General features: G+C 67.7%; 23 protein-coding genes. 17 read left to right on the top strand and 6 right to left on the bottom strand.

All coding sequences use genetic code 11. The annotated features are described in order from the left end of the window. Positions 1 to 165: 165 nt before the first annotated feature. A complete protein-coding gene (locus AB4Y92_RS11915; protein ID WP_057941990.1) occupies positions 166 to 1149 on the bottom strand; it encodes a LysR family transcriptional regulator in 984 nt (327 codons plus the stop codon). Between the two features lie 335 nt (positions 1150 to 1484). Here AB4Y92_RS11915 and cysG point away from each other — a divergent pair, with 335 nt between their 5' ends. The 7 genes from cysG to AB4Y92_RS11880 all read left to right on the top strand — a co-directional run bounded on the left by cysG (position 1485) and on the right by AB4Y92_RS11880 (position 8353). Next, positions 1485 to 2939: a siroheme synthase CysG gene (cysG, locus tag AB4Y92_RS11910; RefSeq protein ID WP_441819833.1), complete on the top strand. Its 1455-nt coding sequence runs from the start codon at positions 1485 to 1487 to the stop codon at positions 2937 to 2939. 31 nt (positions 2940 to 2970) lie between these two features. Then, entirely contained in the window at positions 2971 to 3951 is a 981-nt protein-coding gene (gene cysK, locus AB4Y92_RS11905) for a cysteine synthase A (protein WP_441819832.1), read from the top strand. Positions 3952 to 4356: 405 nt separating this feature from the next. Further along, entirely contained in the window at positions 4357 to 5376 is a 1020-nt protein-coding gene (locus AB4Y92_RS11900) for an aminoglycoside phosphotransferase family protein (protein WP_441819831.1), read from the top strand. Continuing rightward, a complete protein-coding gene (locus AB4Y92_RS11895) occupies positions 5373 to 6110 on the top strand; it encodes a nucleotidyltransferase family protein (protein ID WP_441819830.1) in 738 nt (245 codons plus the stop codon). Before AB4Y92_RS11900 ends, AB4Y92_RS11895 begins: the two co-directional genes overlap by 4 nt. A gap of 112 nt (positions 6111 to 6222) precedes the next feature. Further along, positions 6223 to 6777 (top strand): RNA 2'-phosphotransferase, encoded by a 555-nt coding sequence (locus AB4Y92_RS11890; RefSeq protein WP_441819829.1) that lies wholly within the window; start codon positions 6223 to 6225, stop codon positions 6775 to 6777. A 4-nt stretch (positions 6778 to 6781) separates the two neighbouring features. Then, positions 6782 to 7282, top strand: coding sequence for an O-acetyl-ADP-ribose deacetylase (locus AB4Y92_RS11885; RefSeq protein ID WP_441819828.1), 501 nt, complete (start codon positions 6782 to 6784; stop codon positions 7280 to 7282). A gap of 744 nt (positions 7283 to 8026) precedes the next feature. After that, complete coding sequence (locus AB4Y92_RS11880) at positions 8027 to 8353, top strand: hypothetical protein (RefSeq protein ID WP_441819827.1); 327 nt, start codon at positions 8027 to 8029, stop codon at positions 8351 to 8353. A gap of 156 nt (positions 8354 to 8509) precedes the next feature. Here AB4Y92_RS11880 and hda read toward each other — a convergent pair whose 3' ends face one another. From hda to AB4Y92_RS11865, 3 genes are read right to left on the bottom strand one after another with little or no spacing between them, the layout of a single operon-like run. Continuing rightward, positions 8510 to 9235 carry a DnaA regulatory inactivator Hda gene (gene hda / locus AB4Y92_RS11875; protein WP_215057960.1) on the bottom strand — a complete coding sequence of 242 codons (726 nt, stop codon included), beginning with the start codon at positions 9233 to 9235 and terminating at the stop codon, positions 8510 to 8512. Continuing rightward, on the bottom strand, positions 9232 to 10431 hold the full coding sequence (locus tag AB4Y92_RS11870) for an AI-2E family transporter (RefSeq protein ID WP_441819826.1): 1200 nt from the start codon (positions 10429 to 10431) through the stop codon (positions 9232 to 9234). The genes hda and AB4Y92_RS11870 overlap by 4 nt, the downstream gene beginning before the upstream one ends. A 3-nt stretch (positions 10432 to 10434) precedes the next feature. Continuing rightward, positions 10435 to 11511, bottom strand: a complete 1077-nt coding sequence (locus AB4Y92_RS11865; RefSeq protein WP_441819825.1) for a DUF2066 domain-containing protein — start codon at positions 11509 to 11511, stop codon at positions 10435 to 10437. Positions 11512 to 11830: 319 nt separating this feature from the next. Between AB4Y92_RS11865 and purM the strand changes: the two genes are divergently transcribed. From purM to AB4Y92_RS11820, 9 genes are all read left to right on the top strand, one after another. Next, on the top strand, positions 11831 to 12895 hold the full coding sequence (purM, locus tag AB4Y92_RS11860) for a phosphoribosylformylglycinamidine cyclo-ligase (RefSeq protein WP_441819824.1): 1065 nt from the start codon (positions 11831 to 11833) through the stop codon (positions 12893 to 12895). A gap of 20 nt (positions 12896 to 12915) precedes the next feature. Beyond that, positions 12916 to 13545 (top strand): DUF2238 domain-containing protein, encoded by a 630-nt coding sequence (locus tag AB4Y92_RS11855; RefSeq protein WP_441819823.1) that lies wholly within the window; start codon positions 12916 to 12918, stop codon positions 13543 to 13545. Between the two features lie 97 nt (positions 13546 to 13642). Then, positions 13643 to 14071, top strand: a complete 429-nt coding sequence (locus tag AB4Y92_RS11850; RefSeq protein WP_441819898.1) for a hypothetical protein — start codon at positions 13643 to 13645, stop codon at positions 14069 to 14071. A gap of 35 nt (positions 14072 to 14106) precedes the next feature. After that, a complete protein-coding gene (locus AB4Y92_RS11845; RefSeq protein WP_441819822.1) occupies positions 14107 to 14517 on the top strand; it encodes a hypothetical protein in 411 nt (136 codons plus the stop codon). A gap of 26 nt (positions 14518 to 14543) precedes the next feature. Next, positions 14544 to 14972, top strand: coding sequence for a hypothetical protein (locus AB4Y92_RS11840; protein ID WP_441819821.1), 429 nt, complete (start codon positions 14544 to 14546; stop codon positions 14970 to 14972). Positions 14973 to 15049: 77 nt separating this feature from the next. Continuing rightward, on the top strand, positions 15050 to 15457 hold the full coding sequence (locus AB4Y92_RS11835) for a DUF4259 domain-containing protein (protein WP_057941976.1): 408 nt from the start codon (positions 15050 to 15052) through the stop codon (positions 15455 to 15457). Positions 15458 to 15677: 220 nt separating this feature from the next. Beyond that, positions 15678 to 16367, top strand: coding sequence for an HAD family hydrolase (locus tag AB4Y92_RS11830; protein WP_441819820.1), 690 nt, complete (start codon positions 15678 to 15680; stop codon positions 16365 to 16367). Beyond that, on the top strand, positions 16364 to 17659 hold the full coding sequence (locus AB4Y92_RS11825) for a DUF5690 family protein (protein ID WP_441819819.1): 1296 nt from the start codon (positions 16364 to 16366) through the stop codon (positions 17657 to 17659). The genes AB4Y92_RS11830 and AB4Y92_RS11825 overlap by 4 nt, the downstream gene beginning before the upstream one ends. Positions 17660 to 17680: 21 nt before the next feature. Further along, the gene (locus tag AB4Y92_RS11820; protein WP_441819818.1) at positions 17681 to 18838 is read left to right on the top strand and encodes a TIGR03364 family FAD-dependent oxidoreductase; all 1158 of its coding nucleotides are present in this window, start codon (positions 17681 to 17683) and stop codon (positions 18836 to 18838) included. Positions 18839 to 18967: 129 nt separating this feature from the next. On the opposite strand, the gene AB4Y92_RS11815 is transcribed toward AB4Y92_RS11820, so the two are convergent. Further along, positions 18968 to 19693, bottom strand: coding sequence for a hypothetical protein (locus tag AB4Y92_RS11815; protein ID WP_441819817.1), 726 nt, complete (start codon positions 19691 to 19693; stop codon positions 18968 to 18970). Between the two features lie 1215 nt (positions 19694 to 20908). Here AB4Y92_RS11815 and AB4Y92_RS11810 point away from each other — a divergent pair. Further along, the gene (locus AB4Y92_RS11810; RefSeq protein ID WP_441819816.1) at positions 20909 to 21352 is read left to right on the top strand and encodes a hypothetical protein; all 444 of its coding nucleotides are present in this window, start codon (positions 20909 to 20911) and stop codon (positions 21350 to 21352) included. Between the two features lie 56 nt (positions 21353 to 21408). Here AB4Y92_RS11810 and AB4Y92_RS11805 read toward each other — a convergent pair whose 3' ends face one another. Next, complete coding sequence (locus AB4Y92_RS11805; RefSeq protein ID WP_441819815.1) at positions 21409 to 23553, bottom strand: tetratricopeptide repeat protein; 2145 nt, start codon at positions 23551 to 23553, stop codon at positions 21409 to 21411. Positions 23554 to 23728: the final 175 nt, after the last annotated feature.

Below are 23728 nucleotides of genomic sequence, written 5' to 3'. Positions count from 1 at the left end.
AAGGGGGAAGTTCGGTAGGCGGGATCGTGGTCACGGGCAGATGCCGGGTCACCGAACGCCGAAGCGATACTCGACCAGCCCCACCCCATCCCACCCGAAGAATTCCCCCCTTTGAAAAAGGGGGGCCAGGGGGGATTTGCTTTTGCTTTTACCGCACCGCCAACCTCAAGAACTAATCGGCTGAGTCAACTCAACCCAAGTAGGCGCCTTAGGCCACTGCGGTTCCAGATTGCCTTCCAGCACCCGCCGCAGATCGCGACGGTCGATCTGCGGCGCCAGACCGTGCAGCAGCTCCAGCGCGTAATCGCGCAACACCCGCGCCCGCGGGATCACCGCCCAGGTGATGCACTCGGGAAATGCATCCGGCGCGACCAGCGCCTTGAGATCCTCATCGCGCGAGGTCACCGCCATCTCCGCCAACACGCCCACGCCGAGACCGGCGCGCACATAGGTCTTGATCAAGTCCGCATCGCGCGCGGTCATCGCCAGCTGCGGCTCGTGGCCGCCGGCGCTGAAGGCGCGGCGCAACGAGGATTCCGGCCGCGTCGATGATTCGTAACTGATCAAAGGATGCGCCGCCAGTTCGGCCAGCGTCGGCGCGCGATCGAGCTTGGCCAGCGCATGCGCGCGCGGCACCAGCACCACCCGGCGCCAGCGGAACAGCGGCACCGCCAACCCGCCTTCGGGCGGCGCGCCGGCGGTGCTGATCACCGCCAGATCGGCGTTGCCGTGCGACAGATGCGACAACACCTCGCCGTCGGCCGCCGCCTGCAGATGCACGCTGACCTGCGGGAAGTCGCGCTTGACCTGGGCGATGATCGGCGGCAACACGTAGCGCGCCTGAGTGTGCGTGGTGGATAGCACCAGGCGTCCGGCGTGCTGGCCGCGCTCGTTGGCGGCGTAGGCGCGGATGTTGCCGGCTTCTTCGAGAATGCGGCGCGCGTGTTCGAGCACGCGCTCGCCGGCCGGCGCGATCGCTTCCAGGCTGCGGCCCTTGCGCACGAACAGCAAGAAGCCCAATTCGTCCTCCAGCTGCTTGAGCTGCTTGGACAAACCGGGCTGGGTAGCGTGAACGCGTTCGGCGGCGAGGGTGATATTGAGGCCGGAATCGGCGATGGCGACCAGATAGCGCAGCTGGGTCAGGGTCATGGCGAAGCGATCCAGAATAAGAGTCGGGGTGGAACGGAACCGGGCACGGCGAGTCGGGGCGAGCGACAACAGCCTGCGGCCGCGGGTTTGCGGTCGTTACGGCGGTCAAATCGCATCCCGGACATTCGCTGGCACTCCGCGTCCACTTATTTATCGCTCTATTCGGATAAAGGGATTTATAGGCTAGCCGGCGTATGGCGGCCTTGTCCAGTATCCGTGCCGCAACGCTGCGGCTCATTACGTGACGGCATGTGCAAAGGCTGCCCCGTCATTTCCGGTCGCCGACCGGCGGCCTTAGGGTCGCTTCATCGTCCCCGGATCGCCCCCTCGCCGCCATGACCAGCCCCCTGTTTCCGCTGTTTGCCGACCTGCGCGGACGCACCGTGCTCGTGGTCGGCGGCGGAGCGGTGGCGCTGCGCAAGGCCGCGGCGCTGCTCGAAGCCGGCGCCCGGGTGCGCTTAGGCGCGCCGCAACTGGCGCCGGCGCTGGCCGAATGGGCGGCGCAGGGACGTATCGAACACCTGCCCGGACACTTCCAGCCCGAGTGGCTGGATCAGGCCTGGCTGGCGATCGCCGCCACCGACGATCGCGCGGTCAACCGCGCCGTCGCCGAGGCCGGCGAAGCGCGCCGGGTCTGGGTCAACGTCGTGGACGATCTGGAGGCCTCCAGCTTTCACGTCCCGGCGCGGGTAGAACGCGGCCCGGTGCAGATCGCCATCTCCAGCGGCGGCGGCGCGCCGATGCTGGCGCGGCATCTGCGCGAAACCCTGGAAACCCAGTTCGACGAATCGCTCGGTGAACTCGCGCGCCTGCTCAGTCGCGAACGCGCGCGCATCCGCCGGCACTATCCGGACATGGCCGTGCGCCGGCGTTTCTTCGATCGCGTCTTGTCCGGGCCGATTCCCTCGCTGTTGCGCGAAGGCCGCCTGGACGAAGCGCAGCGCGCGTTCGGCGTGGCCTTGATCGACGACAAGCCCGATGCGCCGCCGGCCGGTTCGGTCGCGCTGGTCGGCGCCGGCCCGGGCGATGCGGGGTTGATGACCTTGCGTGGTCTGCGCGTGTTGAACGAAGCCGATGTGATTCTGCATGACCGCTTGGTCAGCGCCGATGTGCTGCGCCTGGCGCGCCGCGACGCCGAGCTGATCGAAGTCGGCAAGCAGGCCGGCAACCATCACACCACGCAGGACCGCATCCACGAGTTGATGCTCGAACACGCCCGCGCCGGCAAGCGCGTGGTGCGGCTCAAGGGCGGCGATCCGTTCGTGTTCGGCCGCGGCGGAGAAGAACTGGAAGTGCTGGCCGAGGCCGGTATCGCCTTCGAAGTCGTGCCCGGCATCACCGCCGCCTTGGCGTGTGCTGCATACGCCGGCGTGCCACTGACGCATCGCGATCATGCTCAATCGCTGCGCTTGGTCACCGCGCATCTGAAGGATTCCACCGACACCCTCGATTGGCAGGCGCTGGCGCAGGAAAAGCAGACGCTGGCGGTCTACATGGGCGTGTCCGGGCTGGACCTGCTGCGAGACAAACTCATTCAACACGGCCGCGCGGCGTCCACGCCGTTCGCGCTGATCGAAAACGGTTCGCGCCGCGAGCAGCGCGTGGTCACCGGCACGCTGGCCGATCTGGCCGAACGCGCGCGCGGGCACCGGGTGCAATCGCCGGCCTTGCTGATCGTCGGCGAAGTCGCGGCGCTGGCGCAGCGCCTGCACTGGTTCGGCGACGCGCCGCTGACCGATTTCGCCGAACACGATCTTTCCAGCGACACCGCGTTCGCCGCGGCCGCCTGACCCCTCACACCCACGCCACGGGAGAACTTCCATGCCTTTGTACGACAGCATCCTCGACACCATCGGCAATACGCCGATCGTCAAACTGCATCGCCTCGCGCCCAAGCATGTGTCGCTGTACGCGAAGGTCGAATCCTTCAATCCCGGCGGTTCGGTCAAGGACCGTCTGGCCTTGGCGATCGTGCTCGACGCCGAGCGCAGCGGCGCGCTCAAGCCCGGCCAGACCATCGTGGAAGCGACTTCGGGCAATACCGGCATCGCCCTGGCGCTGGTCGCGGCCGCGCGCGGTTATCCCTTCGTCGCGGTGATGACCGAAACCTTCTCGATCGAACGGCGCAAGCTGATGCGCGCCTATGGCGCGAAAGTGATCCTGACCCCGGCCGCCGAACGCGGCTCCGGCATGGTGCGCAAGGCGGCGGAACTGGCGGAAAAACACGGTTGGTTCCTGGCTCAGCAGTTCGAGAACCCGGCCAATCCGGCTTATCACCGCAGCACCACGGGCCCGGAAATCCTGCGCGATTTCGCCGGCAAGCGCCTGGATTTCTTCGTCACCGGCTGGGGCACGGGCGGCACGCTCACCGGCGCCGGACAAGTGCTCAAGCTGGCGCGGCCGGATCTGAAGATCATCACTTCCGAGCCGGCCGGCGCGTCCTTGCTCAGCGGCGCGGCCTGGCAGCCGCACAAGATTCAGGGCTGGACGCCGGACTTCGTGCCAGGCGTGCTCGATCGCGGCGTCGCCGACGAAATCCGTCCGGTCGATGACGTGACCGCGCGCGACACCGCGCGCCGGCTCGCCGCCGAGGAAGGCCTGTTCGTCGGCATCTCCGCCGGCGCGACCGTGGCCGCGGCGCTGCAGGTCGCGCAGACCGCGCCGGAAGGCTCGGTGCTGCTGGCGATGTTGCCCGACACCGGCGAGCGCTATCTGTCCACGTTCTTGTTCGAAGGCGTGTCGGAAGGTTCCGACGACGAATGGCTGGCCTCGCTGGATCAGAAGGAATCCGTCGCGGCCTGATGAGCAACAGGCGGAGCGGAGCCGTGCGCGCCGGGTTTCGCAGCGCACGTGCCGCCGCATCGAAGCAGGCGTAGCGCGCCGGCTCCGCTCCGCGCTTTACCGAGTTTCGCAGTAGTACCCGGGCACCCGTAGGGCGGGGTCCGCGGCGCAGGGAATCCGGAAGCGGCGGTGGCGACTGCTTTCGGGGGATCTGCGGCGTGGGCTTCGCCCTACTTTTTCGATGCTGGTCGCGCGCTGCGCCGGTGGTTCGCGCGCCCTCACCCCGGCCCTCTCCCGCAAGCGGGAGAGGGAGCGGCGCGTCCTTCTCCCCACTTGCGGGAGAAGGGTGGACGTCGGCGACATTCACCCACGCCCTCCACCCGTTTACCCTGTGCACCTGCGGCCCGTCCGGCCGCCGGAGCCCGCATGACCCAGCCACACCCCACCGACCGCGACGCCGACCGCCTGAACTGGGCCCGCGCCGCGACCGGCGACGACCGCCTCGAACTCACCCGAGCCTCCTTCGACGCCGGTTTCCGCAGCTATTGGCGCGGCCACACCGGCGCCGGCAGCGTCATCGTCATGGACTCCCCGCCCGACCTGGAAGACGCGCGCCCATGGCTGCGCATCCGCGAGATGCTGCTCGCCGGCGGCGTGCGCGTGCCGCAAGTGCGCGCGCAGGACCTGGAACGCGGCTTCCTGCTGCTGGAAGACCTCGGCCAGCAGACCTTCCTGCAAGCCTTCGAAGCCGGCCACGCCGACGCCGACGCGCTGTTCGACGCGGCCTTCGGCGAACTGCTGAAAATCCAGGCGCTGCCCTGCCCCGACGATCTGGCGCCCTATGACGAAGCCTTCCTGAGTCGCGAGCTGCGTCTGTTCGACGAATGGTTCCTGGGCCGGCATCTGGGCCTGACTCTGGATTGCGGCGACCTGGAACGGCTCGATCTGGCTTATCGCCGCATTCTCGACAACATCCTCGCCCAGCCGCAGGTGTTCGTGCATCGCGACTACATGCCGCGCAATCTGATGCCGGTGGACGGCGGCGTGGCGGTGATCGATTTCCAGGGCGCGCTGAAAGGCCCGATCGCCTACGACCCGATCAGCCTGTTCCGCGACGCCTTCATCAGCTGGCCGGAAGAGCGCGTGGGCGCCTGGCTCGCGCGCTACCACGCGCGCGCCATCGCCGCCGGCATCCCCCTGCCCGAGTTCGCGCGCTTCCGCCGCGACGCCGATTTCGCCGGCCTGCAGCGCCACATCAAGATCCTCGGCCTGTTCGCGCGGCTCAACCATCGCGACGGCAAGCCCAAGTACCTGGCCGATGCGCCGCGTTTCCTGCGCTATCTCGACATCGTCCTGCCGCGCTATCCCGAGCTGGCGCCGCTGGCCGAGGTCGTCGAACGCTACGTGCGTCCCGCGCTGGCGCCTTCGACCGGCGTGCCGGCATGAAAGCGCTGATCTTCGCCGCCGGCCTGGGCGAGCGCATGCGGCCGTTGTCGCTGCACACGCCCAAGCCCTTGCTCGCGGTCGGTGGCAAGCGCCTGATCGAATGGCATCTGGAAAAGCTCGCCGGCATCGGCGTGCGCGAAGTCGTGATCAATACCTCGTGGTTGGCCGAACAGTTTCCGATCGCGCTCGGCGACGGCGCGCGCTGGGGCCTGCGCCTGCGTTTTTCCTACGAGGGCGACACGCCGCTGGAAACCGGCGGCGGCATGCTGCACGCGCAGGAGCTGCTGCACGAAGGCGCCGATCCGCACGCGCCGTTCATCGTCGCCAACGGCGATATCTGGACCGACTACGATTTCGCCGCGTTGCCGCGCGAGTTCGACGGCGACGCGCATCTGCTGCTGGTGGACAATCCGGTGCAGCGGCCGCTGGGCGATTTTCAGCTGGAAAACGGCCGCATCGGCAACGAAGGCGAATCGCGGCTGACCTACTCCGGCATCGGCCTGTATCGCGCCTCGCTGTTCGACGATTGGCGCGCGGTCTTGAACGCCGCCCTGGGCGACACCGCCGACGCACACCGCACGCCGCCGCGCTTCAGCACCGTGCCACTGTTGCGCGCCAGCGCCGCGCGCGGCCGCATCGGCGGCGAACACCATCGCGGCCGCTGGACCGATGTCGGCACGCCGGAGCGCCTGCAGCAGCTCGACGCGGCGCTGACCGCGGAACAACACGCCTGACCCTCAGCGCCAAACATTCGGCCCACACCGCGGCCCGGAGCCGCGGACACCACAACGACGAGCGCGGCGCGATATCGCAGGCCGCGCCGCCCCTCACGACATCGGACACCCCATGACCGCCGTAAGCCTCACCAAAACCAGCAAATTCCTCAGCCTCGTGCTGCGCCACGAACCCGAAGCGATCGGACTGACCCTCGATGCCAACGGCTGGGCCGACATCGAGGAACTCATCGACCTGGCCAACGCCAGCGGCAAGCCGGTCACCCGCGCGTTGATCGACGAAGTGGTGCGCGACAACGACAAGCAGCGTTTCGCGATCAGCGAAGACGGCCTGCGCATCCGCGCCAACCAGGGCCATTCGATCGAGGTCGATCTGGCCCTGACCGCGCTGGAACCGCCGGCCACGCTGTACCACGGCACCGCGACCCGCTTCGCCAAGTCGATCCGCAACCTGGGTCTGGTCAAGCAAAGCCGCCAGCACGTGCATCTGTCGTCCGATCAAGCCACCGCGACCAAGGTCGGCAGCCGTCACGGCAAGCCGCTGGTGCTGAAGATCCGTTCCGGCGAGATGCATGCGCGCGGGCTGGCGTTCTTCCGTTCGGAAAACGGCGTATGGCTGACCGACGCGGTCGCGGCCGAATTCATCGACTGGCCGGAACAAGCCTGAGCCGATGCAGCTGAGCGCGATCCAGGGCGACATCACCACCTTGGCGGTCGATGTGATCGTCAACGCGGCCAATTCGTCCTTGCTCGGCGGCGGCGGCGTGGACGGCGCGATCCACCGCGCCGCCGGCCCGGACCTGGTCGCCGAATGCGGGCTGCTCGGCGGCTGCAAGACCGGCGAGGCCAAGCTCACCGGCGGTTATCGGTTGCCGGCGAAGTACATCGTTCACACCGTCGGCCCGGTGTGGCGTGGCGGCGATGAGGGCGAGCCGGCGCTGCTGGCTTCGTGCTACCGGCGTTCGCTCGAACTGGCGGCGAGTCGCAGCGTTGTCAGCATTGCGTTTCCGTGCATCAGCACGGGCATTTTCGGTTATCCGCTGCGGGCGGCTGCGCAGATCGCGATCGACACTGCGCGGGCACATGCGGCTGATCCGGGATCGATCGAGCAGGTTGTCTTCTGCTGTTTCTCTGCCGCCGACTTGGCGGTTTATCGCGAGCTGTTGGGTTAGAGCCCGGCGGTTCTTCGCCTTGTTCGCATCGACATAATCGCTGCGGCGAGGGTACGCCGCGCTTCTTCGCGACAACGTGTTCTTGCCGTTGCCGTTGCCGTTGCCGTTGCCGTTGCCGTTGCCGTTGCCGTTGCCGTTGCCGTTGCCGAGATTTTGCTTTGCCTCGGTTCCGCTTTGCTGTGCTTCGGTTTCGACTTCGGTTTTGCTGTTGCTGTTGCCTTTGCTGGGCGCGGCTTGTAACTCGCGAGACCAGGGACACCCGGAGGGCGGCGCACATGGACGTGCGCCGGGTCCCGCCTTGGGCAGGATGCCCACTGCGGGACCTGCCCGCGCAAGCTACGCACTCGTGGCTTTTGACTCGAAACAGCCAAAGCGTTTTCTTTGGTTACTTTCTTTGTCGCTTTGGACAAAGAAAGTGACCCGCCGCTTCATGGCGGAAGCTTTAGGCGTTTGACCTTGCTCTCGCTCTTGCTCTTGCTCTCGCTCTTGCTTGAGACTTCTTTTGCTCGTCATTCCCGCGAAGGCGGGAATCCAGCGACTTCAAGCGTTCTCGCACGAAAGTCACTGGATTCCCGCCTTCGCGGGAATGACGGTAGGAGGGAGTGCGCAGGCCTGGTTGTTTCGACCAGGGGCTTTCAGGTTCCTTAGAAGCTTTAAGTAAGATCAAACTCTTCAAGCAGATCAAACGCTACAAGCAAGATCAAACGCTAAACGCTTCCGCCATGGAGCGGCGGGTCACTTTCTTTGTCCAAAGCCACAAAGAAAGTAACCAAAGAAAAGGCTTTGGGCTGTTTCGAGTCAAAAGCCACGAGTGCGATGCCTGCGCAGGCAGGTCCCACATTGGGCATCCTGCCCAAGGTGGGACCCGGCGCACGTCCATGTGCGCCGCCCTCCGGGTGTCCCTGGTCTCGCGAGTTACAGGCCGCGCCCAGCAACAACAAAGGCAAAGCCGGGGCGAAGCAAAATCCCGGCAACGGCAACGGCAACGGCAACAGCAAAGCCGAAGCCGAAGCCGAAGCCGAAGCGGAAGCGGAAGCGGAAGCGGAAGCGGATGCAAAATCTTGGCAGTGACCGCAGCAAAAAAATCGGCTCTCGCCGAAATGACGAATGCATCGGTCGCGCTCACGCAATGCAATCACAACGGCCCGGCTCGGCAACAACACAAGCACACAAAAGCCGCGATCGGCGACAACCGCCTATCGAACCTCCAGATCCCCCGACACCGCCCTACTCCGCCCCGAGCGTCTGCCTCAAGAACGGCACCGTGATCCGCCGCTGCGCAGCCAGCGAAGCGCGATCGAGCTTGTCGAGCAAAGCAGTCAGCCCGCCCAGATCGCGATCGACCCGCTTGAGCAGCCAATCCAGCGCAGCTTCTTCCAGCGCCAGCCCGCGCCGCTGCGCACGCTGCCGCAACACCTCACCGCGGCCCGCGTCGTCCAGCGGCGACAGCACGATGCGCGTGCACTGCGACAAGCGCGAACGCAAGTCCGGCAAGCTCAACGGCAACTCATCGGGATTTTCGCGCGCCGCGTAGATCAAGGCGATGCCGGCCTGACGCGCGCGATTGTGCGTGTCGAACAAAGCGACCTCATCGTCGCGATCGCCGGCGATCGCCTCGATGCCGTCCAGCGCCAGCAGATCGTTGCCTTCCAGCGCGAACAAGGCATCGCGAAGACGGCCGCTGGCGGCGCTCAGGGGCAGATAGGCGGCGCGGCGGCCGGCGGCTTCCGCGGCCGCGCATGCGCCGAGCAAAAGATGGGTCTTGCCCACGCCGGCCGGGCCGGCGAGGTAGACCCAGTCGGCGCCGGTCGGGTCCAGGTAACCGGCCGTCTCGTGGGTCTGCGTGGCCAGCGCGCGCAACTGCGCGATCGCGCCGTCGGGTGCATCGACATACGTGTCCAAACGCTGGTCCGGCGGATAGCGCAGGGCCAGCGGCAACTGCGGAACGCTCACTGAGTTTCGCGCTCCGCGCCGGCGGCGCCGTTGCCGTTGTCGCCGGCCGGCGTGGCCGCGTCCGCCTTCGGCGCGATCGGCGTGGTCGCCGGATCGAGCAGGATGGACGGATGATCGCCCGCGTACAGACGGCTGTGGGTGTAGCGCTCCTGCGCATAGCGCAACAGCACGTTGGCCACCGCCGCGATCGGCAACGCCAGCAGCATGCCGAGGAAACCGAACAAGGTGCCGCCGGCGAGCACGGCGAAGATCACCGCGACCGGATGCAGGCCGATGCGATCGCCGACCAGCTTCGGGGTGAGCCAATAGCTTTCGATGACCTGGCCGACGCCGAACACCGCCAGCACGCCGGCCACGTATTTCCAGTCGCCGTACTGCACCAATGCCGCGATCACGCCCAGGATGATGCCGCTGGCCGGGCCCAGGTACGGCACGAAGGTCAGCAGGCCGGCGATGATGCCGATCAGGATGCCCAGGTCCAGGCCCACGCCCCACAGGCCGATGCCGTACATCACGCCCAGGGTGACCATCACCAGGAACTGGCCGCGCAGGAACGCGCCGAGCACGTCACTGGAGGCCTTGGCCAGACGGCTGGCGGTGGCCAGATGATCGCGCGGGATCAGCGAGGCGACCCGATCGACCAGCACGTCCCAGTCGCGCAGGAAGAAGAACGTCAGTACCGGCAGCAGGGCGATGTTGGCGATCATCGCCATCACCGCGAAGCCCGAACGCGACAGATAGCCCAGCAGCGTGGTGGCGACGCCGCCGGCGCGCTCCCAGTTGCTGCGCACCAGTTCGATCAGATGATTCAGATCGAGCCAGTCGCTGATCTCAAGGCGCGTGCGCTGCTCCAGCCACGGAATCGCGATGCCGGTGAACCAGTCGCGGTAGCGCGGCAGCGACACGATCAGGGTGCTGATCTGGCGCTCGATCAACGGCACCAGCAGCACCAGGATCAGCAGCACCAGCAAGGCCATCGAGGTGAACACCAGGATCACCGAGGTGTTGCGCGAGCGGCCGGTGCGTTCGAGCCGATCGACCAGCGGATCGCCGAGCCAGCCCAGCATCGCGGCGACCACGAACGGGGTCAGCACCGGCGCCAGAACCCACAGCAGCCAGCACGCGCCCACGCCGAGCGCCGTCCATTGCAGGCGGCGCAGGAACTGGGCGATGTCTTCCAGAGGAGTGCGTTCCATGCGTCAGTGCAACTGATACACGGGGGGCTGGCCTTCCAGGCCATCGAGCGCCACCAGGGTGCTGCCGGCATCGACCATGCGCTTGAGGCCGGGCAGGCCCGACAGCAGCTCCAGGTCGAACTCCAGGCTTTCCGGGGTGGTGCGCACCGGGGTGATCTTGCGGATCACCGCCAGGCCCTGCAGGTAGCCGGCCAGGCGGATGTAGTCGTCGGCGCTGCGCACGCCGGTGAACACCACGCGGTAGGTGCCCGGAGGACCGGCCATGCTGCGCTTGGCGTAGCGCTTCATCAGCGCATCGGCAGCGCCGTCGGCGCCGCCGGACATGACCTTGCGCGCGTCCGGATCGGTGGCGGTCCAGCTGTTGAGCACCTTGCCGCCGTCCACGAAGCTCCACTCGCCCTTCCAGCCGCCGGTCTTGACCCGGTACAGCTTGCCGATCAGCTGCATCGGCGGGCTATAGCGCGCCGAGGCGCGGGCCACCGCGGCGGCGTCGCCGCGCCAGATGGCGCCGACGCTGGCCTGTTCGGCCGCGCTGCCGGTCGGCAGGCCGAGCTTGTAGCCGCGTTCGATCGCGCGATTGAGCGCCGCGCGCGCGGCGTTGGCCTGCGCCAGACCGACCAGGCGCGGGCCGCTGCCGTCGTCGATCGCCATCCACAGCACCGGCTTGGGCCGCGGCTGCGGCCAGATCGGCAGGCCCAGGGTCGAGGCGAGGTTATCGACCTTCTCCTGGTCGAAATTGACGATCAAGGTGGTCTGGAAGGTCGGCGCGCCGGTGGATTGCGACACGCCCTCGTCCTGGCGGTAGTCGTAGCCCAGGGCGTAGTCCTTGGCCCGGCGCAGCTCCTGGCCGACGCCCGGGCGGCTGGCCGCGGTGCGGTCGCCGGACATCTTGCTGAGCACCTGGGCCAGCGCGCGCGCCATCGCGCCGTTGCGCTCGTTCTCGCTCTGGCCGCCCACCGGCACCTCGGCCGAGTACGCGCCTTCGGCCTGGGCGCGGTCGCCTTCCACGCGCTGCGCGCTCGCGGCGAAGCTCGCCAGCAGCAGCATCGCCGCCGTCCAGCCCCGAATTGCCTTACCCATCGACAAGCCCATCGCTATCCCTATCCGTATGAGGAGCGGGCATCCGGCCCGCATGGCGAGCCGCTGACCCGGCTCGAAGGCCGTTCGCGGCCGTCGGGCCGGTGCGGGCGTTCAAGGTCGGAAATGTTGCCGTAGTGGAGCCGGATCGTCCATTCGGGAGCTGAACGGCCTGGGTGGAGGAACGAGTTCAGAGGAGTGAGGAACGAGTAAAAGCGCCGCGGAGCCTGCCTTTACTCGTTCCTCACTCCTGCGAACTCACTTCTAGCCACCCCCTGCCTGCTAAAATCCCGCGTTTCCTTCCGCGACCGCCGGGGCCGCCGTGACCGCATCTCCTTCCGACACCTCCCCCAAGCCGCTGACTTACCGCGACGCGGGCGTCGATATCGACGCCGGCAACGAGGTCGTCGAACGCATCAAGCCGCTGGTCAAGCGCAGCTTCCGTCCCGAAGTCATGGGCGGGCTGGGCGGCTTCGGCGCGCTGTTCGACCTGTCGGGCAAGTACCGCGAACCGGTGCTGGTCTCCGGCACCGACGGCGTCGGCACCAAGCTCAAGCTCGCGCAGGAACTCAACCGCCACGAGACCATCGGCATCGACCTGGTCGGCATGTGCGTCAACGACGTGCTGGTGCAGGGCGCCGAGCCTTTGTTCTTCCTGGATTACTTCGCCACCGGCAAGCTCGACGTGGACACCACGGTCGCCGTGGTCGGCGGCATCGCGCGCGGCTGCGAACTGGCCGGCTGCGCGCTGATCGGCGGGGAAACCGCGGAAATGCCCGACATGTATCCGCCGGGTGAATACGATCTGGCCGGCTTCACCGTCGGCGCGGTGGAGAAGTCGCAGATCCTCGACGGTTCGCGCGTGGCCAAGGGCGACGTACTGATCGGCATCGCCTCCAGCGGCCCGCATTCCAACGGCTATTCGCTGATCCGCCGCATCTTCGACCGCGCCGGCCGTCCGGGCGACATCGCCGTCGGCGGCGTGCGCCTGATCGACGCGCTGATGGAGCCGACCGCGCTGTACGTCAAGCCGATCCTGGAACTGCTGCGCGCCAACGGCGGCCAGCACTCCATCCACGCCATGGCCCACATCACCGGCGGCGGCCTGACCGAAAACATCATCCGCGTGATTCCCGACGGCCTCGGCCTGGACATCCGCACCGCCACCTGGAACCTGCCGCCGGTGTTCGACTGGCTGCAGCGCGAAGGCGCGGTGCAGCGCGAGGAAATGTGGCGCACTTTCAACTGCGGCATCGGCTTCGTGCTGGTGGTGCCCGACGATGCGGTCGCCGCGACCGAGGCCGATCTCAAGCGCCTGGGCCTGAGCCACTGGCGCATCGGCGAAGTGGTCGGACATAGCGAAGGCGAGCGCGTCCACATCGGATGAGCCACGCATCGCAGGGACGCATGAGCGCGATCAAGAAGATCGCATTGGGTCTGGTGCTGGCGGTGTTCGCCATCACCTGGATTTCGCCGAAAAGCCCGTTCGAACAAGGCATGCACAGCGTGCTGACCGTCGTCGGGCTGTTCTGGCTGTGGCGCCACGATCGCCGCTGGGGCATGCGCGATGGCCATTTCGTCGCGATCTGCATATTCATGACCGCGCATTGCATCGCCGCGCGATGGCTGTACTCATACGTGCCTTACGACCAGTGGATCCAGTGGCTCACCGGCGGCTGGTCGCTGAACCAGGCCTTCGGCTTCGAGCGCAATCACTTCGACCGTTTGATCCACTTCCTGTACGGCGTGTGCTTCGCCCCGGCCGTGCGCGAATACTTCCGCCAACGCTGGCCAGCGCTGTCGCCGCGGCAGGCGTTCGTGCTCGCGGTCGCGGCGATCATGTGCACCAGCCTGATCTACGAATGGATCGAATGGGCGATCGCGCTGACCATGTCGCCGGAAGACGCGGAGTCCTACAACGGCCAGCAGGGCGATGTCTGGGACGCGCACACCGATATGTTTCTTGCGACACTGGGCGCGCTGGCGGCCTGGCCGCGAGCGCGCGAGCCCGCGCCGCGGGCCGGCCGCGCCTCTTGATCGCCGGCCGCGGCCGGCATCGCGCCGATCGACATCGTTCCGAAGGAGAGCCCGCGTCATGAACACGCCCGATCCTTCCACCTCCGACTCCGGCAGCCTGGACACGCGGCCGCTGGCCGACACGCCCGTCGCGGCTCCGCCGGCCCATCACCTCGATACGCTCGGCATCCTCTACTACGTGCTCGCCGGGGTGACCGGGCTGTTCTCGCTGATTCCGATCCTCCATGTGGTAATGGGCCTGGCGATGATCGGCGGCCGCTTCGAACACGGCTCCAATCCGCCGCCGCCGATGGTCGGCTGGATATTCCTGATCATGGGCGCGACGTTCATCGTCGGCGGACTGACCTGCGCGGCCCTGTTCGCCATGACCGGACAGCGGCTGCGCCAGCGCCGCGGCTACACCTTCTGCCTGGTGGTCGGCGCGATCAGCTGCACCTTGATGCCGTTCGGCACGATCCTGGGCGTATTCGCCCTGATCGAGCTGACCAAGCCGCACGTCAAAGCCTTGTTCGCTCCCGCGCGTTGAACATCACGCCGCCTGCGCGATCGAGGACCGCCGACATGGCCTGGAAGCATTCGCCCGCCAGCCGCGACCCGGCCGCTTCGCTGCGCCGGCTGAGCCTTTGGTTCTATGCGCTGGCCGGACTGGACGTGGCCGCGGCGGTGATGTTCGGCCAATTCGTGCGCTCGATACGCGACAGCTACGCGGCGGCGGCATTGGCGACCGAACCTGGGCAATTGGGCAACCTGGCGATCGCGCTGTGCACGATGATGCTCGTGGTCAACGCGGTGTTCGCGCTGCTGCATCTGGCGACCGCGCTGAGCCTGCGCCGGCCGCGCTCGCGCGCGCTGTGCATCGCGGTGTCGGCGCTGAGTTGCCTGCTGTTTCCGTTCGGCACCATCACCGGCGCATACGCCCTGACCCTCTTGCGCGCAACGCCGATCAAGGCGTTGTTCGCTTCCGCGCGTTGAGCGCGCCTTCGACAGGAGACACCGGAATGTCCCAGACCGACCCGCGTCCGACGGCCAACGCCGAAGACGCTTCGCATCTGCAGATCCTCAGCATCGTCTATTACGTGTTCGTCGCGCTCGACCTGTTGTCGATCGGCTTCATCGCACTGTACGGGGTGATGATGTCGAGCATGTTCAGCATGGACCAGTCCCCGAACGCGAGTTCGGCGCCGCCGCAGGCGTTCATCAACATGATCGTCGGCTTCAGCGCGTTCGTCGCGCTGTTGTCGCTGCTGTTCGCGGCGCTGCATTTCGCCACGGCGCGGCGCCTGCGCGACCGTCGCGGCCTGGGCTTTTGCCAGGTCGTCGCCGGCCTGACCTGCCTGTCGTTTCCGCTGGGCACGACGCTGGGCGTATTCACTTTCATCGTGTTGGGACGGCCTTCGGTGAAGGCTTTGTTCCAGGCACGATCCTGAGCGCATCGGCTCGCCGCGACCGCGGCGGCCGATCGCCGACTCATCAACACTATTTCATTGGCAGTAAGGAGCGAGACATGGGCGCGTGGGGTTTTGGCAGTTTCGAGAACGACGACGCCGCCGATTGGCTGGACGAGTTGGGCGACCATCAGAGTCTGGCGCTGGTGCGCGAAACCATCGCCGCGGTACTGGAGGCGGAGGAGCAATTGGAAGCGCCCGAAGCCTGCGCGGGGATCGCCGCGGGCGAGCTGATCGCCGCCGCCATCGGCCGGCCCTCGGGCGCGGCGCGCAAGCAGGAAGAACTGATGATCTGGATTTCGAAGATGCGCCCGTCGCCGGACGCGGCCCTGATCGCCGACGCGGTCAGCGCGATCGATCGCATCCTCGGCCCGGAATCGGAACTGCGCGAGCTGTGGGCGGAAACCGACGACTTCGCCGCGTGGCAGGCGGATGTGGCGCAGTTGCGCTCGCGTTTGGCGTTCTGAGCGGCGCGACGAAACACCTGCACCGCCCCGGGAGCTAGCCGCGCGAGCCGCCTGCACCCGGACGGGCCTGCACCCGGCCGGACCCCGCCGGGACAGCCGTGCAACCCTGAACGCGAACCGGACCGACTAGACAGGTCCACCCGGTTGTCCCCGCCCTGTCATCACCGGGTTGCGCTCGCCGCCCATGCTGGACGCCTGTTCCTCAGCGCTTCCGGCCGTCATGACCTACCGTCTCGCCCTGTTCGATATCGCCGGCACCACCGTGTCGGATCCGGGCTTCGTCGCCCAGGCTTTCGTCGGCGCGATGACCGCCGCCGGCCATCCGATCGACCACGAGGCCTGCCGGCCGCTGATGGGCTATCCCAAGCCGCTGGCGATCGCGCGGTTGCTCGGCGATCGGGCCAGCGACGCGGCGGTCAAGGCGATCCACGAAGATTTCGTCCAGCGCATGCTGGTGTGCTATCGCGAATGGCCGGGGATCGAACCGCTGCCGGGCGCGGAATCGATCTTCGCCCTGCTGCGCGCCAACGGCATCAAGGTCGCGCTCAACACCGGTTTTTCGCGCGATATCGCCGACGCCATCATCGAGCGCCTGCACTGGGCCGATCGCATCGACGCGCTGATCGCCAGCGACGAAGTCGCGCAAGGCCGGCCCGCACCGGACATGGCGCAGGCCTTGATGCAGCGCTTCGCCATCGACGATCCGGCGCAACTGGTCAAGGTCGGCGACACCGAGGTCGATATCGGCGAAGGCCGCAACGCCAAGGCAGGCCTTGTGGTGTCGATCACCACCGGCGCCTTCACCCGCGCCGAACTGGAGCCGTACCGGCCCGACCGCATCATCGATTCGCTGTTCGAACTGCCGGCGCTGCTCGGCCTCGCCGACGGCGCGCGCAACGCCGCGGCATGAAACGCGCGCGCGCTCACACCGGCGAAGGCATGCGCCAGTGGCAGGTGACCCTGCTCGCCGGCGGCGCGGCGCTGGTCACTTATGCGTGCATGTACGCGTTCCGCAAACCGTTCGCGGCCGCGTCGTTCCACGGCCAGCAATGGTTCGACGTGGATTACAAAGTGTGGCTGGTGGTCGCGCAGATCCTGGGCTACATGTGCAGCAAGTTCATCGGCATCGGTGTGATCGGCGGCCTGCGCCGCGAACGCCGCGCGCGCCTGCTGCTGATGTTGATCGGCGTGGCCTGGCTGGCTTTGCTCGGCTTCGCCCTGGTGCCGGCGCCGTGGAATATTCCGTTCCTGTTCCTTAACGGCCTGCCGCTGGGCATGGTCTGGGGCCTGGTCTTCAGTTATCTGGAAGGCCGCCGCACCACCGAGGCGATGGGCGCGATCCTGGCGTCGAGTTTCATCATGGCATCGGGCATCGTCAAAAGCGTCGGCAAGTGGCTGCTGCTGGCGGGCGTGAGCGAATTCTGGATGCCGTTCCTGACCGGGCTGTTGTTCCTGCCGCCGCTGGTGATCGCGCTGCACTTCCTCGAACGCATCCCCGAGCCCGACGCAGACGACCGCCGCGAACGCAGTGAACGCCTGCCGATGAACCGCAGCGAGCGGCGCGCCTTCGTGCGCCAGTTCCTGCCGGGATTGGCGCTGATGATCCTGTGCTACGTGGCGCTGACCGTGGTGCGCGATTTTCGCGATAACTTCGAGGCCGAGTTGTTCAACGATCTGGGCTATGGCGGCAATGCGGGAGTGTTCGCGTTGATCGAGACGCCTATCGCCTTGGCGGTGCTCGCATTGACCGCGGGGCTGACGTGGTTCCGCGACAACCTGCGCGGGCTGATGGCGCTGCACGGGCTGATGTTCGCCGGCCTCGCCGTCGCCGGCCTCAGCACGCTGGCGTTCCAGTCCGGCGCACTGCCGCCGCTGTGGTGGCTGGCGCTGGTCGGGTTCGGCCTGTACCTGGCCTATGTGCCGTTCAACTGCGTGTTCTACGAACGCTTGATCGCGACCTTCCGCGTCGCCGGCAACGTCGGTTTCCTGATGTACCTGTCGGACGCCTTCGGTTATCTGGGCAGCGTCGCGGTGTTGCTGACCAAGGAATTCTCCGGCCTGCAGCTGTCGTGGACGCAATTCTTCGCCCAGACCGTGCTGGCCCTGGCCGCGCTCGGCGGCGCCTGCCTGCTGTTGTCGGCGGTGTATTTCCATCATCGCGCGACGCGCCGCTCCGGCGCGCCGACGCTCGCGCCCATCTGAACTTTCGCGAACGCATCGTCCATGAAATCCGAATCCGCTCTCGTCATCGGCGCCGGCATCGTCGGCCTGTCCATCGCCCGCGCGCTCGCCGTGCGCGGCCACCGCGTCACCGTCCTGGAACGCTACGACCGCGCGGTCGGCGCTTCGGTGCGCAACTTCGGCATGATCTGGCCGATCGGCGTGACCAACGGCGCCGCCTACGAGCGCGCCCTGCGTTCGCGCGCGATCTGGCAGGAAGTGATCGACGGCGCCAAGCTCTGGCACGACCCCTGCGGCTCGCTGCACATGGCCTACGAGCAAGACGAATGGGAGGTGCTGGAACAATACGCGGCCGCCAACCGTTCGCTGCGGCCGTGCTCGCTGCTCGATCGCGACGCCGCGCTGGCGATCTCGCCGGCGCTGGTCGGCGACAACCTGCGCGGCGCGCTGTTCAATCGCGACGAGATGATCGTCGATCCGCGTCAGGCCCTGGCCGCGTTGCCGGGTTATCTGCACGAACGCTACGGCGTGGAATTCCATTGGCGCACGCCGGTGACCGCGGTGGAAAGCGGACGCGCGCATTCGGGCACGCGCCGCTTCGAGGCCGACCGGGTGTTCGTGTGCAGCGGCCCGGACTTCGAACAACTGTATCCGCAGGTCTATGCCGCGGCGCCGCTGACCCGCTGCAAGCTGCAGATGATGCGGCTGGCCGCGCAGCCGGACGGGTTCCGCCTGGGCTCGGCGCTGTGCGGCGGCTTGTCGCTGGTGCATTACGCCGGCTTCCAGCAGGCCGCCGACGTGGCGCCGCTGCGCGCGCGCTATCAGGAACAGTTCGGCGAGCTGATCGAACTGGGCATCCACGTGATGGCGGCGCAGAACGGCCGCGGCGAAGTCACCATCGGCGACTCGCACGCCTACGGACACACGCACGATCCGTTCGATGAGCAAAGCATCAACGCCAAAGTGCTGGATTACCTGGGCCGGTTCCTGCGCTTGCCCGATCCGCGCGTGATCCAGACCTGGCACGGCATCTACCCCAAGCTCACCGACGGCAGCAGCGAATTCGTCGCCGAGCCGGCGCCGGGCGTGACCATCGTCAACGCCATCGGCGGCGGCGGGCTGGGCATGACCTTGAGCTTCGGGCTGGCGGAAGAAATCGTCGATGGCCGCTACGGCGCGGTGCGGCGGGCGGCGGCCTGAAAGACTCGCGGCCGCAACGACACAACGCAAAAAGTCTCCGCGCCGACCAGTCCTGTCGGCGCGGAGAGGTTGCACGACTACCGGCTCATGACCGGGCCGATGTCCGCATCATGCGGACCGATGCATCGATCAATTGCCCCACAGCTCTTCCACGCCGCCCGAGCACGCGGCCGACGCGGCACCGGCCGCGACCGCGCCGCCCGGGATCGCGCTCACGCCGACCGCGCAACCCACGTCGGCGCCGACCACGGTGATGACCTGCAGCACGACCTGCCACCACTTACGCTTGGCGTGCTGGACCTGGCCGGCGCCGGCTTCGACTTCATAACGCTTGTTCCAGAACTCCAGCGAATGGCGCGCGGTGCTCAGGCCGGCGAGCACGGCCTGGCCGCCCTGGCTCTTCGGGTCGAGCTGGACGATCGCTTCGTTTTCGATCTTGGCCAGCTGTGCGTCGATCTCGGCGGCCGACTGCGCGTCGGCGGACAAGGCGCGATCGATGCGGTCCAGGAATGCGGCTTCGCGCGCATCGAAATACTTGCGGAACGGCGCGACGCGTTCGCCGAAGCGCAGGTCGCGCTGGGTCGGCTGGTACGGAGCGTACTGGGCGATGAATTCCTCGCGCGAACCCTCCGGGCGATAGCCGCACAGGTCCACCACGTCTTCCAGCAAGGTGCCCTTGCGCGCGCCGTTGTCGCTCTGCGCGATCAGGCAGCCCAGATACGCGTTGTGTTCCGCGCCGACCGTGTCCATCGGGTTGCCGGCCAGCGCGGGCGCGCAGGCTCCGGCCAACAGCGCCACGCCGATCCAGCGGCCCATGCGCGTTCCATGCTTGGCGATCGAATGCTTGATATCCATTGCGTTGCGATTCCTTGGAGTGAATGGAGTGAAAGGACTCGAACCTGAGTCGTGTATGGTCCGCGGCGCTTTCGGGCGACTTCGGCGACATGCGCCCAGGGCGATGTGCGAAGCGTCGATGCGATGAAGAGCGCCGCCGACGTCGATCATTTACCGACGCGGCGCGGCGATTTACGAGGAAGGAGTCGGGATCGAATCGGGCCTCGACGGGCCTGCGCGGGTCGCGGCGGGTACATTCGCGGCGCGCGCGAAGCCGATCGCGAACTGCGTCACAGGTGCGATGCGTGCGTTGAGAACGCGGCGGACACGCGCCGATGCGCTGCGTGCATCACGCTGCGAAAAGTATTGAGTGAGCGCAGTCGCAATTCGAAGCGGCCCGGGATTCGCCTACGCGATCGCGCGCGACGGCCTTGCGCCGTCGTCCATCCCAAGCATGCGGTGCGACACGCGTCGCCAATCCAATCGCGGGCTATGGCGTCCTGATACGCCATAGCCCGCGGCGTCCAGTCCGCTGGCTCCCCCGTCGGACTGACCGCACCCGCCAACGCCGCGCTGCAAGCGCCGCGTTACCGACCGCAGCGGCATCCATGCCGATACGGGGCGGGTTGCATATCCCTATGCCCAACCGGTCCGGCGCATTCGCGCGGTCCGCCCGTGAGGCTCGCGATGGAGCCGCGGACGACGCGATCGCGCGCCGAACCCGATGGTTTCGCATCCGCCGCAAGCGCGGCGGATGTTGCCGGATCCGTTCCCGGGACCCGGGCCCTCCCCTGGCCGACCTCAGCGAACCGCGCCCCGGTGCGGCCCGGGGCGCGATCCGATGAGCCGCCGTGCCCCGCTCCTTCAGGGAGCGTTCCTTCCGGAGCGGGCCACGACGGAAACCGATGACGTGTTCGCCTTCCTTGGCCGGCGGAGCATCGTTCGATCGTGTCCGGATCGGGTCGATGTCCGCGCGTCGGCGACGTGTTTATTTACCGCTGCGCGGCGCCGTTTTGCGAGGAAGGATGTGGGACCGAACCGGGACGAAATGGGAAGATTTCCGGCGCCATGCGACGGCGTACTGACCCATAGCGCTAACGCGATCACAACCCGATCGTGTCCGCACGCAAGTTCATCCGAAAACGTTCCCACTTTGTGCCCGCTATTTGTTTGGACGCGCCGCCGAGCGGGTTCGTAGGCTGGGCGCTCCTGATGACTCGCCTACAGGGGGCGATTATGAAAACCTTATTTGCGACGCTGGCGCTGTGCGCGGCGCTCGTGGCCAGCACCGCCACTTCGGCTCACGACAACGACGCGGCCTGCCTGGCTCCGGGCGCGCAGGTGATCGACGCGGGCTCGTTCAGTTTCACTCCGGCCCAGCTGACCCAGTTCGAGGCGCTGCACAGCGGCGGCGGCGGCATGTGCACGCCGACCAGCTGCGGCATCGTCGATGACCATTGGGCGATCGCGACTTTGATGATCGCCAACTACTGCCAGGACAAGTCGCCCGGCAGCACGCCGCAGGTGATCTCGCCGTCGGTCTACAACGACGTGCAGTACCACCACAGCGGCTACAGCTTCAGCGGCCGCGGCGCGCAGAACCTGGTCGGCCGCTGCGTCTACTGCAAGCTTCCCGGCAGTACGCCGATCAAGCCGTCGGCCGTCGCCGGCGGTCACTGAGCAACCCCGCGCCGCCACGCGCCGGTGTGCCGCCCGCCTGCGGGGGCAGCCTGGGCTCACACCAGCGCGTGGCGTCGTGTATAGGCCAGCACCGCATCGACGTGGCGCTGGAGTTCGCCGCGCACCGGCTCCTCCAGTGCGCATTCGGCCAGGACGTAGTAGCCCGAGCGCAGCACGTCGCGCCAACGCGGTTGGCGCGGCAGCTTGGACAGGCTCAGGTAACGCTCCATCGCGCGCGCGCGCAGACGGCCGTCATCGACGGTGACGCGCCAGATCCGGCTCTTTTCCGCCAGTTCCAGGCGGCCTTGGCCGGTGCTGCGTTCCCAGGCTTCGACCACCGCCAGCATCAGTTCCACCAGCGCGCGGCGGAACGACACGCGCAGTTCTTCGTCGGCTATCGCCGGCGCTTCCACGCCCAGCGGATCGGCTTCGGCGTTTTCGCCTGCGGTCGTGGCGGCATCGTGCGCGGCGGAGGATTTCAGGCCCAGCACGATCAGGCCTTCGCCCTGCCCGCTTTCGCTGAGCTGCGCGCGCAGGGATTCGGCCTGCGCGCCGAGTTTGAAATCGAAGCCCTGCGGCGCCGAGGATTCGTCCAGATGCTCCAAGGCCTGGGCGAAACGCAGGGCGCCGGGCTCGTCCAATAGTTCGCCGAACGCGCGTCCGGCCAGCGACGCGGCTTGCGAGGGTTGCAGCAATTCGCCGGCGCTGCGATTGGCCGCCAGCACCTGGCCGCCGGCATCGAGCACCAGCACCGCGTCGTCGCGGCTGTCGAGCGCGGCCTGCAGGCGCGCGCGATCGACGCCGAGCTCGGCGGCGGCGCGGCGGTAGTAATCGACTTCTTCCGCCAAGCGCGCCTGTCGCGCGGCTTCGGCCACACGCGCGCGATGCTGCCGGCGCAGGAAGAACACGGTCAGCCCCAACAAGGCCGCCAGCGCCGACACCACCGTCAACCACAGCGCCAGCGTGCGCTGCTTCAGGCTCAGCGCGCGCACCTGGTTCTCCGTCGCCAGCGCGGCGATGGTGCGGTCGCGTTCGGCGGTTTCGAAACGCAGTTGCATCCACTTCATCTCGCGGTCGTAACGCGCCTCGCGCAGCGCGCGCGCGGCGTCCTCGGATTCGCGCAGCGCCGCCATCGCCTGCGGCCATTCGCCCAGCGCTTCGAAGTCGCGCGCCAGTTCGGCCAGCAGGTCCGGACGATCGCTGTCCTGCGCCGCCAGCGCGTTCAAGGCCTCGCTCATGCGCTGCTGCGCGGCGCGCGCCTGGCCGCGCAGGCGGTCGCCGCGCGCGGCCTGCAGTTGCAGCGGCGCCGGCACGATGGTCTTGGCGTCCTGCGCGGCGATCGCCAGGCCGCTGTCGGTCCAGCGCTTGGCCGCGGCCACGTCGCCGCGTTCGATCGCGGCGCGGCCGAGTTCGCTGTAGGTGCGCATCAGATATTTCTTGTCGCCGGCCTGGACCAGTTCGTCGCGCGCCTGGGTCAACAAGCTTTCCCCGCGCTGCAGCTCGCCGTTGTTCAGCGCCAGCACGCCCAGGCTCGACAGCACGTGGCCGGCCTCGGCCTTGTTGCCGTCGCGCAGGAATTCGGCGCGGGCCTGATCGTAGTGGCGGATCGCGTTGGCGTTCTCGCCCAAGTCGCGATAGATGTCGGCGATGTTGTTCAAGGTCTTGCCGGCTTCGGCCTGCGGCAGGCCGCGCTGCAGTTCCAGGCTGGTCATCAGCGCCTGCAGCGCGCCGCGGTAATCGCCGAGCCGGCGCAGCGCCGAGCCGATGTTGTTCCAGGTCTTGGATTGCGCCGGGCGGTCCTCGTTGCGCTCGGCCAGCTTCAGCGCGCGCTTGAACTTGTCCAGCGCCTGCGCCGGGCATTCGCGCCGGTAGTCGAGCACGCCGCGGCGGCGCAGCAGTTCGTGTTCGATCGCCGCGGGCGGATGCGCGCCGGCGGCCGATTCGGCGCAATCGAGCACCGCCGCGGCGGCGGCGAATTCGCCCTTGCCCTGCAGCTCGACGTTGCGTTCGTACAGCGCCGTCAGCGTCGCCGGCAGGTCGCCGTCGGGCTCGCGCTGGTAGCGGCGCAGGCATTCGGCCGGATCGGGCAGCACCACCGCCTGCTCCACGCACGTCGCCGCGCCCGCCTCGTGGCCCGCCGCGGTCTGCGCCAGCACCGCCGACGGCGCGATCAACGCCGCCCACATCCACACCCACCGCATCGCCCTGTCCGTGCCCACGCTCGCCCCCGTGCCGCCGCAGTCGGCAGCTTTGCCGATTCGGGCTGGAAGCGGAAGCTGAGCGGCTGTCCGATCGAGGTGTATCGCAATGAATTTAGCGGCATCCGTCACAATAGTTACGGCACTGCATTGCAATCGCGCACGCCGGCGACAGACG

Origin of the sequence: Lysobacter sp. TAB13, from assembly GCF_052113885.1 — a bacterium.
Taxonomy (GTDB): domain Bacteria; phylum Pseudomonadota; class Gammaproteobacteria; order Xanthomonadales; family Xanthomonadaceae; genus Lysobacter; species Lysobacter gummosus.
This window is presented reverse-complemented; position numbering and strand designations above follow the sequence as displayed.

Excerpts from the sequence above, each read along its gene's own strand:
- AB4Y92_RS11915 (WP_057941990.1), bottom strand. The coding sequence starts at position 1,149 with ATGACCCTGACCCAGCTGCGCTATCTGGTCGCCATCGCCGATTCCGGC.
- cysG (WP_441819833.1), top strand. The coding sequence starts at position 1,485 with ATGACCAGCCCCCTGTTTCCGCTGTTTGCCGACCTGCGCGGACGCACC.
- cysK (WP_441819832.1), top strand. The coding sequence starts at position 2,971 with ATGCCTTTGTACGACAGCATCCTCGACACCATCGGCAATACGCCGATC.
- AB4Y92_RS11900 (WP_441819831.1), top strand. The coding sequence starts at position 4,357 with ATGACCCAGCCACACCCCACCGACCGCGACGCCGACCGCCTGAACTGG.
- AB4Y92_RS11895 (WP_441819830.1), top strand. The coding sequence starts at position 5,373 with ATGAAAGCGCTGATCTTCGCCGCCGGCCTGGGCGAGCGCATGCGGCCG.
- AB4Y92_RS11890 (WP_441819829.1), top strand. The coding sequence starts at position 6,223 with ATGACCGCCGTAAGCCTCACCAAAACCAGCAAATTCCTCAGCCTCGTG.
- AB4Y92_RS11885 (WP_441819828.1), top strand. The coding sequence starts at position 6,782 with ATGCAGCTGAGCGCGATCCAGGGCGACATCACCACCTTGGCGGTCGAT.
- AB4Y92_RS11870 (WP_441819826.1), bottom strand. The coding sequence starts at position 10,431 with ATGGAACGCACTCCTCTGGAAGACATCGCCCAGTTCCTGCGCCGCCTG.
- AB4Y92_RS11865 (WP_441819825.1), bottom strand. The coding sequence starts at position 11,511 with ATGGGTAAGGCAATTCGGGGCTGGACGGCGGCGATGCTGCTGCTGGCG.
- AB4Y92_RS11855 (WP_441819823.1), top strand. The coding sequence starts at position 12,916 with ATGAGCGCGATCAAGAAGATCGCATTGGGTCTGGTGCTGGCGGTGTTC.
- AB4Y92_RS11845 (WP_441819822.1), top strand. The coding sequence starts at position 14,107 with ATGGCCTGGAAGCATTCGCCCGCCAGCCGCGACCCGGCCGCTTCGCTG.
- AB4Y92_RS11840 (WP_441819821.1), top strand. The coding sequence starts at position 14,544 with ATGTCCCAGACCGACCCGCGTCCGACGGCCAACGCCGAAGACGCTTCG.
- AB4Y92_RS11835 (WP_057941976.1), top strand. The coding sequence starts at position 15,050 with ATGGGCGCGTGGGGTTTTGGCAGTTTCGAGAACGACGACGCCGCCGAT.
- AB4Y92_RS11830 (WP_441819820.1), top strand. The coding sequence starts at position 15,678 with ATGACCTACCGTCTCGCCCTGTTCGATATCGCCGGCACCACCGTGTCG.
- AB4Y92_RS11825 (WP_441819819.1), top strand. The coding sequence starts at position 16,364 with ATGAAACGCGCGCGCGCTCACACCGGCGAAGGCATGCGCCAGTGGCAG.
- AB4Y92_RS11820 (WP_441819818.1), top strand. The coding sequence starts at position 17,681 with ATGAAATCCGAATCCGCTCTCGTCATCGGCGCCGGCATCGTCGGCCTG.
- AB4Y92_RS11815 (WP_441819817.1), bottom strand. The coding sequence starts at position 19,693 with ATGGATATCAAGCATTCGATCGCCAAGCATGGAACGCGCATGGGCCGC.
- AB4Y92_RS11810 (WP_441819816.1), top strand. The coding sequence starts at position 20,909 with ATGAAAACCTTATTTGCGACGCTGGCGCTGTGCGCGGCGCTCGTGGCC.
- AB4Y92_RS11805 (WP_441819815.1), bottom strand. The coding sequence starts at position 23,553 with ATGCGGTGGGTGTGGATGTGGGCGGCGTTGATCGCGCCGTCGGCGGTG.